Origin of the sequence: Skermanella sp. TT6 (assembly GCF_016653635.2) — a bacterium.
GTDB lineage: Bacteria > Pseudomonadota > Alphaproteobacteria > Azospirillales > Azospirillaceae > Skermanella > Skermanella cutis.
In genome coordinates, this window is record NZ_CP067420.1 from 3586610 (window position 1) to 3602944 (window position 16335).

At 69.5% G+C, this 16335-nt stretch carries 14 protein-coding genes; 5 read left to right on the forward strand and 9 right to left on the reverse strand.

The genetic code is table 11. From position 1 onward, the window contains the following. Window positions 1-23: 23 nt before the first annotated feature. The 4 genes from IGS68_RS16900 to IGS68_RS16915 form a co-directional block, all read right to left on the reverse strand. Window positions 24-1571, reverse strand: coding sequence for an ABC transporter ATP-binding protein (locus IGS68_RS16900; RefSeq protein ID WP_201071514.1), 1548 nt, complete (start codon window positions 1569-1571; stop codon window positions 24-26). Window positions 1572-1581: 10 nt separating this feature from the next. Continuing rightward, window positions 1582-2586, reverse strand: a complete 1005-nt coding sequence (locus IGS68_RS16905; protein WP_201071517.1) for a BMP family protein — start codon at window positions 2584-2586, stop codon at window positions 1582-1584. A gap of 263 nt (window positions 2587-2849) precedes the next feature. Then, a complete protein-coding gene (locus tag IGS68_RS16910; protein WP_201071520.1) occupies window positions 2850-4043 on the reverse strand; it encodes an MFS transporter in 1194 nt (397 codons plus the stop codon). 29 nt (window positions 4044-4072) lie between these two features. Further along, entirely contained in the window at window positions 4073-5041 is a 969-nt protein-coding gene (locus IGS68_RS16915) for a GlxA family transcriptional regulator (RefSeq protein ID WP_247880930.1), read from the reverse strand. 215 nt (window positions 5042-5256) lie between these two features. On the opposite strand from IGS68_RS16915, the gene IGS68_RS16920 reads away from it, so the two are divergent. The 4 genes from IGS68_RS16920 (at window position 5257) to IGS68_RS16935 (ending at window position 10223) form a co-directional block, all read left to right on the forward strand. Continuing rightward, window positions 5257-5676 carry a hypothetical protein gene (locus IGS68_RS16920; protein ID WP_201071526.1) on the forward strand — a complete coding sequence of 140 codons (420 nt, stop codon included), beginning with the start codon at window positions 5257-5259 and terminating at the stop codon, window positions 5674-5676. Window positions 5677-5898: 222 nt separating this feature from the next. Then, complete coding sequence (locus IGS68_RS16925; protein WP_201071529.1) at window positions 5899-8670, forward strand: PAS domain S-box protein; 2772 nt, start codon at window positions 5899-5901, stop codon at window positions 8668-8670. Between the two features lie 177 nt (window positions 8671-8847). Continuing rightward, window positions 8848-8997 carry an acetyl-CoA acyltransferase gene (locus IGS68_RS35590; RefSeq protein ID WP_412766142.1) on the forward strand — a complete coding sequence of 50 codons (150 nt, stop codon included), beginning with the start codon at window positions 8848-8850 and terminating at the stop codon, window positions 8995-8997. Window positions 8998-9002: 5 nt separating this feature from the next. Next, window positions 9003-10223: an acyl-CoA dehydrogenase gene (locus tag IGS68_RS16935; RefSeq protein ID WP_201071532.1), complete on the forward strand. Its 1221-nt coding sequence runs from the start codon at window positions 9003-9005 to the stop codon at window positions 10221-10223. Between the two features lie 106 nt (window positions 10224-10329). Here the strand turns inward: IGS68_RS16935 and IGS68_RS16940 are convergent, their stop codons facing one another. The 4 genes from IGS68_RS16940 to coxB are packed head-to-tail and all read right to left on the reverse strand — an operon-like array spanning window position 10330 to window position 15114. Further along, window positions 10330-11391: an AI-2E family transporter gene (locus IGS68_RS16940; protein WP_247881385.1), complete on the reverse strand. Its 1062-nt coding sequence runs from the start codon at window positions 11389-11391 to the stop codon at window positions 10330-10332. A gap of 26 nt (window positions 11392-11417) precedes the next feature. Next, a complete protein-coding gene (locus IGS68_RS16945; protein WP_201071546.1) occupies window positions 11418-11783 on the reverse strand; it encodes a hypothetical protein in 366 nt (121 codons plus the stop codon). Beyond that, entirely contained in the window at window positions 11780-14389 is a 2610-nt protein-coding gene (gene ctaD, locus IGS68_RS16950) for a cytochrome c oxidase subunit I (protein ID WP_247880931.1), read from the reverse strand. Before ctaD ends, IGS68_RS16945 begins: the two co-directional genes overlap by 4 nt. After that, complete coding sequence (gene coxB / locus IGS68_RS16955) at window positions 14386-15114, reverse strand: cytochrome c oxidase subunit II (RefSeq protein WP_201071560.1); 729 nt, start codon at window positions 15112-15114, stop codon at window positions 14386-14388. Before coxB ends, ctaD begins: the two co-directional genes overlap by 4 nt. Window positions 15115-15186: 72 nt before the next feature. Here coxB and IGS68_RS16960 point away from each other — a divergent pair, with 72 nt between their 5' ends. After that, window positions 15187-15690, forward strand: a complete 504-nt coding sequence (locus tag IGS68_RS16960; protein WP_201071562.1) for a DUF2231 domain-containing protein — start codon at window positions 15187-15189, stop codon at window positions 15688-15690. On the opposite strand, the gene IGS68_RS16965 is transcribed toward IGS68_RS16960, so the two are convergent. Continuing rightward, window positions 15668-16174, reverse strand: a complete 507-nt coding sequence (locus tag IGS68_RS16965) for a CopD family protein (protein WP_201071564.1) — start codon at window positions 16172-16174, stop codon at window positions 15668-15670. The genes IGS68_RS16960 and IGS68_RS16965 overlap by 23 nt on opposite strands. Window positions 16175-16335 lie beyond the last annotated feature (161 nt).

The following is a 16335-nucleotide window of genomic DNA, read 5'->3' on the forward strand; positions in this document are numbered from 1 at the left end:
GGCAACATTCTCAGGCAGCATATTCAATTCGCTTCCGACAGTTCTTCCCAGTGCCCGGCCATCGCCAGCCCCAATCGGCGGATGGTGACCCCGGCGCGCGGCTGGAGGGGGGACAGCCGGCCGCGGTGGATCACGGCGACCTGGTCGGCCAGCGACAGGATCTCGTCCAGATCCTCCGAGATCAGGAGCACGCCGGCTCCGGCGGCCCGGGCGTCCAGCAGCCGCTCGTGGACATAGGCCACCGCGCCGACGTCGAGGCCGCGGGTCGGCTGGTTGGCCAGGATCAGCCCCGGACCGTAGCTCAGCGTCCGGCCCAGGATCAGCTTCTGCATGTTGCCGCCCGACAGCAGGCGCGACACCGCGTCCGGCCCCGGACAGCGCACGTCGTAATCCCGGATGACGGTTTCGGCGCGCCCGCGCGCGGCGTCCCGCTTCAGGAATCCCAGGCGGGAGAATTCCGGCAGCCGGTAGCGCTCGGCGATCAGGTTCTCCCACACCGTCATGTCGCCGACCAGCCCGGTCGCGTGCCGGTCCTCCGGGATTCGCGCCACCCCGCGGCGGATCATGTCGCCCGGCGCGGCCGATCGGACCTCGTCGCCGAGCACCCGGAGCCGCCCGGCGTCAGGAACGATCAGGCCGCTGACCAGGTCGGCCAGGACGGACTGCCCGTTGCCCGAGACGCCGGCGATGCCGACGATCTGGTGCCGGCGGACGGTCAGGTCCACCGCATCTAATGCCGCCTGTCCGCCGGCCGCCACGGTGACGCCGGAAAGGACCAGCACCGGCTCCCCGGCCGCCATCGGCTCGACCGTCGGCGCCTTCAGGGTGCGGCCGATCATCAGCTCGGCCAACTCGCCCCGGCTGGTCTCGGCGGTGCGCCGAAGCGCCACCAAGCGCCCGCCGCGCAGCACGCCGACCACGTCGCTGGCGGCCATGACCTCGTTCATCTTGTGGCTGATGAAGACGACGGCCAGCCCTTCGGCGGTCAGCAGCTTCAGGGTGGCGAACAGCCGGTCGCTCTCCTGCGGGGTCAGGACGGCGGTCGGCTCGTCCAGGATCAGGATGCGGGCGTCGCGGTACAGCGCTTTCAGGATCTCGACCCGCTGGCGCTCGCCGACCGACAGCGAGCCGACCCGAGCGTCGGGATCGACCGCGAGGCCGAACCTCTCCGCAAGCTCCGCCAGCCTGCGCCGGCCGCGGCCGCGGTCCGACCGGAGGCGCCAGAGCGGCTCCGTCCCCAGGATCACGTTGTCCAGGACCGACAGGTTGTCGGCCAGCGTGAAATGCTGATGGACCATGCAGATGCCGGCGGCCAGGGCCGCCTTGGGCGAGCCCGGCGGCAGCGGCCGGCCGAACGCCTCGATATGCCCCGCGTCGGCCACGTAGTGGCCGAACAGGATGTTCATCAGCGTGGTCTTGCCGGCGCCGTTCTCGCCCAGCAGGGCCATCACCTGGCCGCCGCGGAGTTCCAGCGAGACGTCGTCGTTGGCGACCAGCGGACCGAAACGCTTGGTGATGCCGGCGAGCCGGAGGACGACGTCCCGCTCGCCGGAAGAAGAGGACTGCGACACAAAGAACCGCCTACATCGACGACTTGGGCTCGCCGTCGTTCACCTTGACGGTGAAGGTGCCGGCGCGGATCTGCTCCTCGCGCTCGCGGACCTTCGCCACCGCCTCCGCCGGGACCTTGCCCTCGAAGGTGCCGAGCGGCGCCAGGCTGGACCCCATGAACTTCATGGTGCTGAACTGGCCGTAGTCCTCGCCGATGAACTTGCCCTCGCGCACCGCCGCGATGGCCCGGAAGATGGTCGGCTCCATGTGCCACAGGGCGCTGGCGACCACCGTCTCCGGGTATTGCGGCTGGGTGTCGATGACGTTGCCGATCGCCAGCTTGCCGCGCTCCTTGGCGGCGTCCGACACGCCGAAGCGCTCGGCGTACAGGATGTCGGCGCCCCGGTCGATCATCGCGAAGGCGGCTTCCTTGGCCTTAGGCGGATCGAACCAGGAGCCGATGAAGCTGACCATGAACCTGATGTCCGGCCTGACCTCCTTGGCGCCGTCCATGAAGGCGTTCATCAGCCGGTTGACCTCGGGGATCGGGTAGCCGCCGACCATGCCGATGATGCCCGACTTGGACATGGCGCCCGCGATCATCCCGGTCAGGTAGGCCGGCTCCTGGATATAGTTGTCGAAGACCGAGAAGTTGTTCGCGACCGGCCCGAAGCTGGACCCCATCAGGAAGGCGGTCTTGGGATAGTCCTTGGCGACCGCGCGCGCCGGCCGCTCGACCGCGAAGGCCTCGCCGACGATCAGCTGCTGCCCGCCCTCGGCATATTGCCTCAGCACCCGCTCGTAGTCGGTCGCGGCGACGGACTCGGCCCAGACATACTCGATCTCGCCCCGGCCCTCGGCTTCCTTCAGGGCCTTATGGATCCGGCCGACCCATTGCTGCTCGATCGGAACGGTATAGACGCCCGCGACCTTGACCTTCGCCTGAGCCAAGGCGTCGCCGCTTCCCAGGGCCACCGCGCCCGCCAAGAACCCGGCCGCCGCAAGCACGGCCCGCCGTCCGATCATCCGTCCCATCGACATCCCCATTCCGTCAGCCCCTCGTAACCGGCATCATCGCGCCGGCACCTTAAGCAACCTTCATGCCATCCCGTTCGTCAGCGGCGGTACGAGTGTTTCGGGTTGGACCCTGGGTACTCCGGCATGACGATTTCCCGGGCACCGCCTGTTTTCCAGGCGCTGGCGGGCATAACCTAGCCTGGAAGTTGCCAGCTTGCTCCCTGCCAAAAGCGGTATGACCAATAAACCGTCCAGTTCCGCCGTCCAGCATGGTGGACAGGTTAGATAGCTAACCGCCGCTCCCGCCGGGCACCGGCGGCGTACCACAGCGTCACGGCGAGCGCCGCCGCCAGGAACGGCAGGGCGCCGTAGTTGACCGCCTGCCAGCCCAGCGCGTTCAGCAGGCCGGCGGAGCCGAAGGAAGCGACCGCCGCGCAGGCCGCGATGGCGGTCTCGGCGAAGCCCTGCACCCGGCCGCGTTCCTCCGGGCGATAGGACCGGGTCAGCAGGGTGGTTCCGGCGATATACATGAAGTTCCACCCCACGCCGAGCAGCACCAGCCCGGCCTGGAAGTTCAGCAATTGCTGGTCCCAGGCGGAGACGGCGGCGCTCAGCCCCAGGATCACGGCCCCGGAAGCCGCGACCGCCGGAGCGCCCAGGCGGTCGATCAGGCGCCCGGTGAAGAAGGACGGCACGAACATGCCCAGCACGTGGGCCCGGATCGTGCCGGCCGCGTCGCCGACGGTGAGGTTGCACGCGACCATGGCCAGCGGCGTCGCGTGCATCACCAGCACCATCACCGCATGGCCGACCGCGGCGCTCGCCAGGGCCGCCAGGAACACCGGCTGCCGGGCGATCTCGGCCATCGGCCTGCCCTGCCCCGCCATCTCGGCCGCGCGCGCCTCCTGGGGCGCCATCAGGACCAGCGGGACCAGCGTCAGGACGCTCAGGGCGGACAGGGCCAGGAACGAGCCGGCGAACAGCACCGGGGCGAACAGGTCCTTGGTCCAGAGCGCCAGGGGCGGCGCCACCAGGGCCGCGGCGATGCCGCCCGCCAGCACCAGCGAGACCGCCCGGCCGCGGCGCTCCGGCTCCACCCTGTCGACCGCCGCCAGCCGATAGTACTGCGCCGCCGCCTGATGCGCTCCCAGGACGAGGTTGCCCAGGCAGAAGATCAGGAAGTCGGCGCGGAAGATGCCGATCGCGCAGATCACGCCCCCGGCCGCCCCGGCCAGGGCGCCGGCGGCGAAGCCCGCACGGCGCCCGTGCCGCTGCATCAGCAGCGAGACCGGCCGGGCCAGCGCGATGTTCGACACCATCAGCAGGCCCACGGGAAAGGTCGCGAGCGCCGCGGCCGGCGCGATGGTCTGGCCGATCAGCCCGGTCAGGGTGATGCTGATCATCAGGCCGGCCCAGAAAAGGGCTTGGCAGACGCAGAGAACCAGGGCGTCGCGGCCCTCGCGCAGGATCCACATGAAGTTCCCCTTAGAACAGGAAAGGCGTTTCAGGCCGCCGGCATCGCCGCCTCGGCCCGGAAATGGCTTCGGTAATCCTGCGGCGTCACGCCCAGCCGGCGCAGGAAGGTCCGCCGCATGGTCTCGGCCGTGCCGAACCCGGACGCCTCCGCGATCCGTTCCACCGGGTCGCGGGTGCGTTCCAGGCGGGCGCGGGCCGCGTCCAAACGGGCGCCCTCGACGAATTTCTGAGGCGTGGTGCCGGTCTCCCGCAGGAAGACCCGGGCGAAGTTGCGCGGGCTCATGCGGGCGCGGTCCGCCAGCGCCTCGACCCGCAGGTCCGCCGACGGGTTCGCGACGATCCAGTCCTGCACGGCGCGGACCGGCGACCCGGCGTCGGCCTCCGCCATCACGTGGCTGCTGAACTGCGACTGCCCGCCCGGCCGCTTCAGGAACAGGACGAGCTGCCGCGCGATCTCCAGCGCCGCCCGGTGGCCCCGGTCCTCCTCGACCATGGCCAGCGCCAGGTCCATGCCGGCCGTCACCCCGGCCGAGGTGTAGATGCCGCCGTCGCGGATATGCAAGGCGTCCGGCTCCAGCCGCACCCGCGGGAACGCCGCCCGGAACTCGTCGCACCGGGCCCAGTGGGTCACCGCCCGCCGCCCGTCGAGCAATCCCGCCGCGGCCAGCACGAAGGCGCCGGAGCAGACCGACCCGAGCCGGCGCACGCGCGGGCGCATCCCGCGCAGCCAGTCCAGGACGCGCGGATCCGCGGCGGGCACCCCGACCCCCACGCCGCCCGCCACCAGAAGCGTGTCGAGTCCGCCGGAGACCTCCGCGAAGCCGCGCTCCGCGACCAGCCGCATCCCAGACGAAGTCCGCAGCGGGCCGGCCTCCAGCCCGATGATCTCGACCGGGTATCCGGCATGGCAGAACACCTGGAGCGGTCCGGCCACGTCGAGGATCTGGACATCGGGATAGGCCAGCACGGCCATGCGGGGGTTCGGGATCGTCGTCATGGCCGGCATTATCGAGCCGCCCCGGCGCTGGCAGCAATGACAAAGAACCCACGTTTCCGGCCAGACCCGGAATGTCCCCCGACTTCTCCCCGGACGTCCATCCAACGGCGTAGGGCGGAGTACCGCGCCGGCACCCCTACCGGGCGAGGTAGCGATCCGGCGGTTTTTACTACAATGCCCGCAGACGCACTCGACCAATCATCCATGGAATCGAAATGAAGATAACCGGGCTCCTGCTGTCCAACGCCGGCTTCCTCGGCCTCGCCACCGGCGCCGTCCTCGAGTTCGGCACCGGGAGCGGTCTCGACCGGCTGATCAATTACGGGCTCCTCTCATCCCTGCTCGACCATCGCATGCTGATCGTCCTGATCTCCGGCTTCGCGCTGGTGGCGGGCGTCGTGCTCTACGGCTTCTCGGTGACCCGGGAGGCGCTGGACCGGATGGCCGCGATGATCGGCGCGGCGATCGACGCCCCCGACACCTGCCCGGCGATGCCGCTCCTGCTGACCACTCCCGCGGCGCCGCCGGCCGACGTCACCGCCCTGCGCCCCGCTCCCGCCGCGCCCGGCGGCACGATCCTGAAGATGATGCCCGAGAGCATCGTGCCGGCGGCCGCGTCCCGTCCGACGCCCTGACCAAGCCGTTTCGTCTCGAACGTACATCACCCTTATAGAACTCCCGCCGGGTTGCAAAGGAGTCCCTTAACCACTGTTATTCCATAATTGTCCAGCACCCCGATTTCTGCATTGGCCGCTCCGACCTTGCCCTCCGCGACGTTCACCCCTTCCTCCTCCGCGCCACGGCCCGAGCCGGCCCGGGTTCCATCCTTCCCGGTATCCGCGAAGGTCCTGGACACGATGCCCGAGGTGGTGTTCGCGACCGACGCCCAGGGCAGATGGACCTACCTGAACCCGGCATGGACGCGGATGACCGGCTTTCCGGTCGAGGACTGCATCGGGCTCCCATACCATGACTTCGTCGCTCCGGAGGAACGGCAGGGCTCCCTGACCCGCTTCTCCGCGCTGCTCACGGCACGGGAGACCCGCTACCGGCGCCAGGTGCGCTACCGGACCGCCTCCGGCGATCCCTGCTGGGTCGAGGTGAGCGTCACGCTGGAGCGCGACGGGGAAGGCCGCCTGACCGGCAGCTATGGTTCGATGGTGGAGATCACGGCGCGCGTGCGCGCCGATGCCGCGACCCGGGGCGAACAGGGAATCCTCGAGGCCATCGTCGGGGGCGCCCCGCTCGACACCATATTGTGCCGGATCTGCCGGCTGTCGGAGGAGCTGACCCCGCAGAGCCGCTGCTCCGTCCTGCTGCTCGATCCGGACGGCGCCCATCTCAGGATCGCCGCCGCCCCGAGCCTGCCGGACGACTACAACGCCGCCATCGACGGCGTCGCGGCGGGCATCGGAACGGGGTCCTGCGGCAGGGCGGCCGTCACCGGCGCCCCGGTGATCGTCGCGGACATCGCCACGGACCCGCTGTGGGACGGCTACCGCGAGCTCGCCCTGCCCCACGGGCTGCGCGCCTGCTGGTCCTTCCCGATCATCGCCGACGGCGTCGTCCTGGGCACCTTCGGCACCTATTACGGGGTCGCCAGGGCGCCCGACGAAGCCGAGATGGAAACGGCGGGCCGGCTCGCCAAGCTGGCCGCCGTCGCGATCATCCGGAGCCGCACCGACGAGGCCCTGCGCGTCAGCGAGGAGCGCTACGCCGTCGCGGCGCGGGGCGGCCATGTCGGCATCTGGGATATCGACCTCCTCGCCGGGGCGATCCACTGGAGCCCCCTGCACAAGCGGATGCTGGGGCTGAGCCCGAGCGCCGATCCGGGAAGGGACACGGGAATCGGGATCCTGGGCGAAACGCTGGAGCGGCTGATCCATCCGGAGGATGTCGCGGGGGTATCGGCCGCCTATGAGTCCCACCTCGCCAGGAACACGCCGTATGACGTCACGTTCCGCATCAACCGGCCAGACGGCTCGATCCGCTGGATGCAGTCCCGCGCCGAGGCGGTCCGGGACGCTTCCGGCCGCGCGGTCCGCATCGCCGGCAGCATCCTGGACGTGACCGAGAAGATCGAGTCCGTCGAGGCGCTGCGGCGGAGCGAGCAGCGCTTCCGCGACTTCACGGAGGTGGCGTCGGACTGGCTGTGGGAGACCGATACGGATTTCCGGGCCGTTTTCATCTCCGGCCGGGCGGTCGATACGCTGGGGATCGCCCCGGCGGACATGATCGGCCGGGAGCTGTGGGAGATCGTGTCGGAGGACACCGCGACGCCGAAATGGCGGCGCTTCCACGAGGACATGGAGGCCCGCCGCCCGATCGACTCCTTCGAGTTCTCCCACCGCACGCCGGGCGGCGACCTGCGGCATTTCCGGATCAAGTCGCGGCCGATCCTGGACGAGCGCGGGGTGTTCCAGGGCTACCGCGGGATCGGCACCGACATCACCGCCGAGCGCAACTCGGCCGACGCGCTGCGCACCCGCGAACGCGAGCTGTCGGAGGCGCAGCGGATCGCCCGGACGGGCGACTGGCTGTGGCACGTGGACGGCCGGCGGGTCGAATGGTCGGACGAGACCTACCGGATCTTCGGCGTCGATCGCCGAAGCTTCGTCCCGGACTTCGACAACGTCTTCTCCTTCGTCCATCCGGACGACCGCGACGCGGTGATCGGCGGGCTGACCCGCTCGGCCGCCGAGAAAGGCCGTTCGGCCATGGAGTTCCGCATCCACCGCGCCGACGGGGAGGAGCGGCACGTCTGGGCACAGTGGCAATGCAGCCTGAACGAGTCCGGCGAGGTCGCCCACGTCTTCGGGGTCTGCCGGGACATCACCGAGCAGAAGAAGACGGAGGAGATGCTGCGCGCGGCCAAGGACGCGGCCGAGGCGGCCAGCCGCGCCAAGTCGGAGTTCCTGGCCAGCATGAGCCACGAGCTGCGCACGCCGCTCAACGCCATCATGGGCTTCAGCGAGGTCCTGAAGGAGCAGATCCTGGGTCCCCTGAGCGAGCGCTACCGCGACTACGCCACCGACATCCACCGCAGCGGCCAGCATCTGCTGGACCTGATCAGCGACCTTCTGAACATGGCGCGGATCGAGGCGCGCCAGATGGAGTTCCAGGAGGAGACCGTCCCCCTGTCCGAGATCGTGGAAGAGGCCTTCCGCCTCACCCGCCTCTCCCCCGGCGAGACGCGGCAGACCGTGACGAAGACGTTGCCGGACCCGATGCCGGTGCTCCGGGCGGACCGCCGCGCGCTCAAGCAGGTGCTGATCAACCTGCTCGGCAACGCCGCCAAGTTCACCCCCGAACAGGGCACCGTCGGCCTTGCCGTGCGGCACGACCCAGCCGGCGACCTGGAGATCACCATTTCCGACAGCGGCATCGGCATCCCGGAGAGCCGGCTGCCGGACCTCGGCAAGCCGTTCAGCCGGGTGGAGAACGTGATGTCCCGGCGCTACCAGGGCAGCGGCATGGGCCTGTTCATTTCCAAGACCCTGGTCGAGCGCCACGGCGGCACCCTGACGATCGCCAGCGCCGAAGGGCACGGCACCTCCGTCACGGTCCGGCTGCCGGCCGAAAGGCTCGTGGCGCCGGACGGCAACCCGGAGGACCGGGCGGCGGACTGAGCCGGCGGCGTCCCGGACCTCGCACGCGGGCCGGGAGGGCGGCACGGGGCATTCCCCCGACTGCGGTCACGGGCCTCGACCTGCGCCCGCAGTCGGTCCGGCGTCACTGCGGGAGCGGGACTTCGATGCGGGCATCGGTCAGCCGGCGACGGCCGGCTCAACGTCGATGGCGGCGCCATCGCGGTCGGGCATCCGCTCGGCGCGTCCGGCGCGCGGCTCGCCTTGACGGCGACCCGGCAACTCCACCCCGGCGGCGGCCGTTATCCCGTCGTGTCCATGTGCATCGGCGTCGGCCAGGGAATCGCCGCCGTCCTAGAACGGGTGTAACCGATATGACCGGAGATACCATCACCATCGCCGAAACGAAGTCCAAGGCTTCCGGCCCCGCGGCCTTCCAGTGGGAAGACCCCTTGCTGCTGGAGGAGGAGCTTTCCGAGGAAGAGCGCATGGTCCGCGACAGCGCGCGGAGCTATTGCCGGGACAAGCTGATGACGCGCGTGCTGGAGGCGAACCGTCACGAGCACTTCCACCGCGAGATCATGACCGAGATGGGCGCGCTCGGCCTGCTCGGGCCGACCATCGAGGGCTACGGCTGCGCCGGGGTCGGCTATGTCAGCTACGGCCTGATCGCCCGGGAGGTCGAGCGGGTGGACTCGGGCTACCGCTCCGCCATGTCGGTCCAGTCGTCGCTGGTCATGCACCCGATCCACGCCTACGGCACCGAGGAGCAGCGGCAAAAGTACCTGCCGAAACTCGCCAGCGGCGAGTGGGTGGGCTGCTTCGGCCTGACCGAGCCGGACGCCGGCTCCGACCCCGGCTCCATGAAGACCCGGGCGCGCAAGGTCGACGGCGGCTACTCGGTCAGCGGCTCCAAGCAGTGGATCACCAACTCGCCGATCGCCGACGTGTTCGTGGTGTGGGCCAAGGACGACGCCGGCGAGATCCGCGGCTTCGTGCTGGAGAAGGGCATGAAGGGGCTGAGCGCGCCCAAGATCGAGGGCAAGTTCTCGCTGCGCGCCTCGATCACCGGCGGCATCGCGATGGACGAGGTGTTCGTTCCCGACGAGAACCTGCTGCCCAACGTCAAGGGGCTGAAGGGTCCGTTCGGCTGCCTGAACAACGCGCGCTACGGCATCTCCTGGGGTGCCATGGGAGCGGCGGAGTTCTGCTGGCACCAGGCGCGCGACTACGTGCTGGAGCGCCGGATGTTCGGCCGGCCGCTGGCGGCCAACCAGCTGATCCAGAAGAAGCTGGCGGACATGCAGACGGAGATCACGCTGGGCCTGCACGCGGCGCTGCGGCTGGGCCGGCTGAAGGACGAACACCGCGCCCCGCCGGAGGCGATCAGCCTGATGAAGCGCAACAACTGCGGCAAGGCGCTCGACGTCGCCCGGGTCGCCCGCGACATGCTGGGCGGCAACGGCATCTCGGACGAGTACCACGTGATCCGCCACGTCATGAACCTGGAGGCGGTCAACACCTACGAGGGCACCCACGACATCCACGCCCTCATCCTGGGCCGAGCCCAGACCGGCATCCAGGCCTTCGGCTGACCCAGGGCCGCGGGGATCGGTCGCTTCGTCGGCGAGCGATCCCCGCGGCCGGCTCCCCGCCCGATCCGGAACGGGGGCCGCATCGCGGCGTCATGGCCAGGGTGGTTCAGGACCGGGGAGCGTGCTGCGCCCTCGGCCAGGCGTTCAGGACGGCGTGGACCAGGGACGCCAGCGGGATCGCGAAGAAGATGCCCCAGAAGCCCCAGATGCTGCCGAACACCAGCAGGGCCACGATGACGGCGGTCGGGTGCAGGTTGACGACTTCGGACAGCAGCAGCGGGGCCAGAATGTTGCCGTCGATCAGCTGGATCACCGCATAGGCGCCCATCACCCACAGGAATTCCGGCCCCGTCCCCCACTGGGCATAGGCGATGACGGCGATCGGCACCGCCGCCAGCACGACGCCGATATAGGGGATCAGGGTGGACAGCCCGGTCGTGATCGCCAGCAGGGCGCCGAACTGGAGGTCCAGCACCAGGAAGGCGATATAGGTGACCACGGCGACGATCAGGAACTCGTAGATCTTGCCGCGGACATAGCCGCCGATCTCGGCGTCCACTTCCCGCCAGACCTGCTCCGCCAGCGGCCGCTCCGGCGGCAGGAAGCTGAGCACCCAGGCCAGGATGCGCTGCTTGTCCTTGAGGAAGAAGAACACCAGCATCGGCATCAGGACGAGATAGACCACCAGGTTGACCAGGGCCGGCAGCCAGGCGACCGAGGCGCCGAGGATGCGCTGCCCGATCAGGATCAGGTCGTTGCGCAGGCTCGCCAGGAAATCCAGGATCTGCTGGTCCTCGAAGATCTCGGGATAGCGTTCGGGCAGGCCCAGGATAAGGTCCTGCGTCCGCGACAGGATCGCCGGAAGCTGCTGGATCAGCTGCGCGATCTGGCTGAGCAGCAAGGGCAGCAGGATCAGGAAGATCCCGAGCAGCGTGGCGAGGAACAGGCTGAAGACAAGGCCCATCGCCACGCTGCGCGGGATCCGGTGGCGCTCCAGCAGGGTGATCAGGCCGTCGAGCAGATAGGCTATCACGATGCTGGCGATCAGCGGCGCCAGGACGTCCGCCGCCAGCACCAGCGTTCCGAAGCCGGCGATCAGAAGGCCGGCGAGCAGCACCACCTGGGGGTTGGCGAAATTGCGGCGGAACCAGGCGGTGACGATGTTCATTTCGGTCAAGCGGCCAAACCCTGGAGTCAGCTACAGGTCGATCCCGAGATGAGGATCGGTATCCCGGTCCAGATGGTCGCCACCAGCGCGCTGAAGGTCAAGGCCAGTCCGGCCCGGTCGACGAAGGGGGCGCCCCGGCCGGCCGAGTGGCGGCGGGCCTGGACCGCGGCCAGGGCGCCCACCAGGACGACATGGACGGCCCAGGCCGCCAGCAGGACGCCGCGGTTCAGGGAGACCGGCCCCAGCAGTGCCGCCTCGTCCCAGCCGAGGCGGCAGCCGAGCCCCTGGAGCCCGTAGAGCACCACGAAGGCCGAACTCCACAGGAGGAACCCCGCGACCAGGAGCAGCAGCTTGCCGGGTTTCGCGGTCTCGGTCCGCGCGGCCCCGTTCATGGCGTCACCAGCCAGGCCAGCACGGCGACCAGGAGCAGGCAGGCGGCTCCCGTCACAGCGGTATAGCCATGCCACAGGCTGCCGATCCGGAGATCCAGGCTCCGGACGGCCGAGACATAGCCGGTGCGCGATCGCCAGAGGCCGAACAGGGCGAACACGCATCCCAGGGCGGCGTGGAAGCCGGCATAGGACAGCAGCGCCACCGTGGCGGCACCATAGGCGTGCCGCGTCGGGTCCGGCGTCCCGAGGGCGATCACGACCAGCCAGACCAGGGCGAACGCATGCCCCGCCGCGGCGAGCAGGAGCCAGAGGTCGCGCCCCGCCGACCGGCCCGCCGACCGGCCCGCCGACCGGGAGGAACCGGAGCTCGCGTTCACCGCGACGGCGCGCAGGGCGGCGGCGGCGGCGGCCACCATGCCGGCCCCCGCCAGGGCAAGAACCCACCATCCGGTATCCAGGACCTGAGGCGGCGGCCAGCCCGGAGCCGACACCCAGAGGAAAAGCGCCCCGAACGCCAGGGAGGCGAACAGCACGCCGTCGGCGACCAGCGTGAAGACCATGGCCCACCAGGACGGGGCCCCGGCCGCTTCGGAATGGACGGGAGCGGACGCCCCCCGGCCGATCGGCAGCGGGCCGCCGTCGCGGCGCTGGCCGGTGCTCCGCGTCCACAGCATGAAGATCGCCAGCATCAGGACCGCGCCGACCGGCACCAGCCAATAGACCTTGAACAGCAGGCCCAGGAAGACGACGCCCGTCGCCATGGCGCTGTAGAGCGGCAGGTATGTCGGTCCCGGCAGGACGATGACCTGATCGGGCGTCGCCGCGGTCATGTGGATGCCCAGCGTTTCCTGGCGTCCTTCGCGGGCGAAGCCCAGATAGCCCCTGCCCCCGGCCAGGTCGCTCGGCAGTTCCGGCGCGTCCCGGAGGGGATGGCGGCCCGACACCGTCGGCAGGGAGGCGAAGTTGTAGGACGTGGGCGGCGTCGCCTGCGCCCATTCCAGCGTGCTCGCACCCCACGGGTTGCGCGGCGCGGTCCGGCCGAACCGGACATGCAGCATCACGTCCACGACGAAAAGGGCGAAGCCGATCGTCATCATGAAGCCGCCGAAGGAGGAGATCAGGTTCGGCAGGTCCCATCCCCATCCCGGCTCGTAGCTGAAGACGCGGCGCGGCATCCCCAGCAGGCCGGTCAGGTGCATGATGAAGAAGGTCAGGTTGAAGCCGATGAAGATCAGCCAGAAGGCGACATGGCCCAGGGGATAGCGCGCGACCTTGCCGGAGAAGTGCGGCAGCCAGTAATAGGCCGCGGCCAGCAGCGGGAAGACGAAGCCGCCGACCAGCACGTAATGCATGTGCGCCACGACGAAATGGGTGTCGTGGACCTGCCAGTCGAACGGCACCACCGCGACCATGACGCCGGTCAGCCCGCCGGCGACGAAGACGACGAAGAAGCCGAACAGGTACAGCATCGGCAGCTTCCACTGGGGCCGTCCGTCGATCAGCGTGGCCAGCCAGGAGAAGATCTGCACGCCGGTCGGGATCGCGACCAGCGTGCTGGCCGCGGAGAAGAACCCCAGCGCCAGATGCGGTATGCCGGTCGTGAACATGTGGTGGACCCACAGGCCGAAGCTGAGGAAGCCCACCGCCACGACCGAGACCACGATCCAGGTATAGCCGACGATTTCCCGCCGGGCCATGACGGGAATGATGGTCGAGACCATGCCGGCGCCGGGCAGGAAGATGATGTAGACCTCGGGATGGCCGAACAGCCAGAACAGGTGCTGCCAGAGCAGCGGGTCTCCGCCCCGAAGCGGGTCGAAGAACGGCAGGTCGAAGGCGCGCTCGACCTCCAGCAGGATCGAGCCCAGGATCAGCGGCGGGAACCCGGCCAGCATCATGCCGGCGGTGACCAGGATGTACCAGGCGAACAGCGGCATCCGGTCTACGGTCATGCCGGGCGCCCGCATCTTGAGGATCGTCACCGTGATCTCGACCGCGGCGCAGATCGCGGAGATCTCGACGAAGGTGATGCCGAGCAGCCAGACGTCGGCGTTGATCCCGGGAGAATAGGTGTTCGACGACAGCGGGGTATACATGAACCAGCCGCTGTCCGGGGCGACGCCCATCAGCATCGCGACGAGCAGGATCGAGCCGCCGAACACGTAGCACCAGAAGCCGTAGGCCGTCAGCCGGGGAAAGGCCAGGTCGCGCACGCCCAGCAGCTTCGGCAGCATGTAGATCGCGATCCCCTCGAACATCGGGATCGCGAACAGGAACATCATCACCGAGCCGTGCATGGTGAAGATCTGGTTGTACAGCTCCGGCCCGACGAAGGCGCCGTGCGGCGTCGCCAGCTGCGCGCGGATCAGCATCGCGAGCAGTCCGCCGATGATGAAGAAGAGGAAGGCCACCATCATGAAGCGGCGGCCGACGATGGTGTGGTTGACCGCCGACAGCCTGCCGAGGCCGGGCGGCGTGCTCCAGATCCGGTCGAGGTCCCGGTGCAGCCGCATCGCGAGGTCGGAGGACGGGGCGCCGGTGGCGGGTCCGTCGGGAGCATGGTCCGGCTTGGCCGGAAAGCCCCGGGTATCTCGGATATCGGTCACTGGCGGTCCTGCGGGTCTGGTCGGGGCGAGTCGGGGCGGGGCGAGTCGGGGCGGGTCTGGCCGGGGTCGTTCGATGCGGCGAGGCGCGCGGGATAGCCGGCGCCGTCGTGCGCCTCGACGGTGAAACCCATCACGGCGTGGCCGGTGCCGCAGAATTCGGAGCACTTGCCGTAATAGGTGCCGGGCCGGTCGGCGAACAGGCGGATGACGTTCGTATGGCCCGGGATGGCGTCGATCTTGCCGCCCAGCCTGGGAGCCCAGAAGCTGTGGATCACGTCGGCGCTGGTGACGTGGATATCGACCGGGCGGCCGGCCGGGATGTGCAGGATATCGGTCGTGGCGGAAGCGCCCGGCGTATCCGGGTAGGCGAATTCCCATTGCCACTGGCGGGCGTGGGCGTCGATCCGGAGCGTGCCGTCCCCCGGGCGCGCGACCATCCGCTCGCCGACGAACAGCGCGTAGCCGAGCAGCGCCGACAGCACGGCGATGGGCATGACCAGCCCGCCCCACAGGACGAAGGCCTGCCCCACCGGCCGGTCGGAATTCCCTGACGGATGCCGGCGCAGGAAGGCGAAACCGAACAGCGCCATCACCAGGGCGAACAGCACGACGGAGCCGGCCAGCATCACCCACCAGAGCGTCGCGATGCTCTGCGCCGCCGGGCCGGCGGGGTCGAGGGTCGAGAACGGGCCGCCGCAGCCGCCCAGCAACGCGGCGGCAGCCAATCCCTTGAAGGTCCGGGATGCCGGGTTACCTGTCGGTGAAGGTGTTTTTACGATGGAAACGGAACTCGAAGCATGGCGAACCCGGTCGAAGAGAACAACCCCGTGCTCAGCCAGGTCGCGGAGAAGGGCACCCAATCCCTGGTGGCGGTCGCGGGTCATCCGATCCATGCCATGATGGTGGCCTTCCCGATCGCCCTGACCATGGCGACGCTGGGCAGCGACGTATTCTTCTGGTGGAGCGGAGACCCCTTCTGGGCGAGGGCCAGCCTCTGGGCCTGCGGCGCGGCGTTCTGGCTCGGCGTCGCGGCGGGACTGGCTGGCACGGCGGAACTGCTGTTCGTCCCCGGCATCCGCAACCGGGCGGCAAGCTGGACCCACGCCGTCGCGGCGATGATGCTGCTGTCCATCCTGGGGATGAATTGGGGCCTTCGCCTGTATGCCGACGAGTCGGTGATCCTGCCGCTCGGCATCGCGCTGTCCGGCCTGAGCGCCGTCTTCGTCGGCATCGCCGGGTGGCATGGCGGCAAGCTGGTGTTCGATCATGGCATCGGCCTCATGATATCCAGTAACGGATGAGGTCTTCGACCATCATGCGCAACCCGCCGGGCTGGTGAAGCCAGTCCGGCAGGATCGCCAGGTCGACCGCCGGCTTCTCGAGGACCAGCCACAGGATCGCCGCGATCAGCCCGAGGGTCAGGCCGATCGCGGCGATCTTGCGCCACATGCGGTAGGTGCCGGACGGCTCGAAGACCCGCAGGACCACGAAGCCGTGGCGGACATGCATCGCCGCCAGGCCGCCGACCACCAGCAGTTTCAGCGCGAACCAGACGGTATACACCTCCCGGACGAAGATCAGCGCGGTCCCCGTCCCGATCGCCACGAAGGCTGCGGGCGAGGCGATGGTGACGAAGAGGAAGCGGGTCAGCCGCTGCAAGTCGAACCGCGTCGGATCATGGGTTATCCCGGTGCGCTGGGCGAACAGGCCCGGGATGACCAGCAGGCAGCCGCACCAGACGACCAGGGACGCGATATGGGCGGTCTTGAGCCAGACGACCGTCATGGGGTCGGCTGGACGTGAACGGTTCTCATGGAGGCCCCGCTTTGCTTCTGTTGCGCACTGTTCCAATGCGTACGAACGACCTGCTGTTCTCATCCCCGGAAAATAAAGAGGTCACAGGTCGGCAAGGCGCAGCCCTTCGGGAGGGGCGGCGTCCCGCCGCC

Bases quoted from the DNA above. Each gene is read 5' to 3' on its own strand.
- IGS68_RS16965 (WP_201071564.1), bottom strand. From the start codon at position 16,174: ATGACGGTCGTCTGGCTCAAGACCGCCCATATCGCGTCCCTGGTCGTC.
- IGS68_RS16905 (WP_201071517.1), bottom strand. From the start codon at position 2,586: ATGGGACGGATGATCGGACGGCGGGCCGTGCTTGCGGCGGCCGGGTTC.
- IGS68_RS16920 (WP_201071526.1), top strand. From the start codon at position 5,257: ATGAAGATAACCGGGCTCCTGCTGTCCAACGCCGGCTTCCTCGGCCTC.
- IGS68_RS16915 (WP_247880930.1), bottom strand. From the start codon at position 5,041: ATGACGACGATCCCGAACCCCCGCATGGCCGTGCTGGCCTATCCCGAT.
- IGS68_RS16925 (WP_201071529.1), top strand. From the start codon at position 5,899: ATGCCCGAGGTGGTGTTCGCGACCGACGCCCAGGGCAGATGGACCTAC.
- IGS68_RS16960 (WP_201071562.1), top strand. From the start codon at position 15,187: ATGGCGAACCCGGTCGAAGAGAACAACCCCGTGCTCAGCCAGGTCGCG.
- IGS68_RS16940 (WP_247881385.1), bottom strand. From the start codon at position 11,391: ATGAACATCGTCACCGCCTGGTTCCGCCGCAATTTCGCCAACCCCCAG.
- IGS68_RS16935 (WP_201071532.1), top strand. From the start codon at position 9,003: ATGACCGGAGATACCATCACCATCGCCGAAACGAAGTCCAAGGCTTCC.
- IGS68_RS16910 (WP_201071520.1), bottom strand. From the start codon at position 4,043: ATGTGGATCCTGCGCGAGGGCCGCGACGCCCTGGTTCTCTGCGTCTGC.
- IGS68_RS16945 (WP_201071546.1), bottom strand. From the start codon at position 11,783: ATGAACGGGGCCGCGCGGACCGAGACCGCGAAACCCGGCAAGCTGCTG.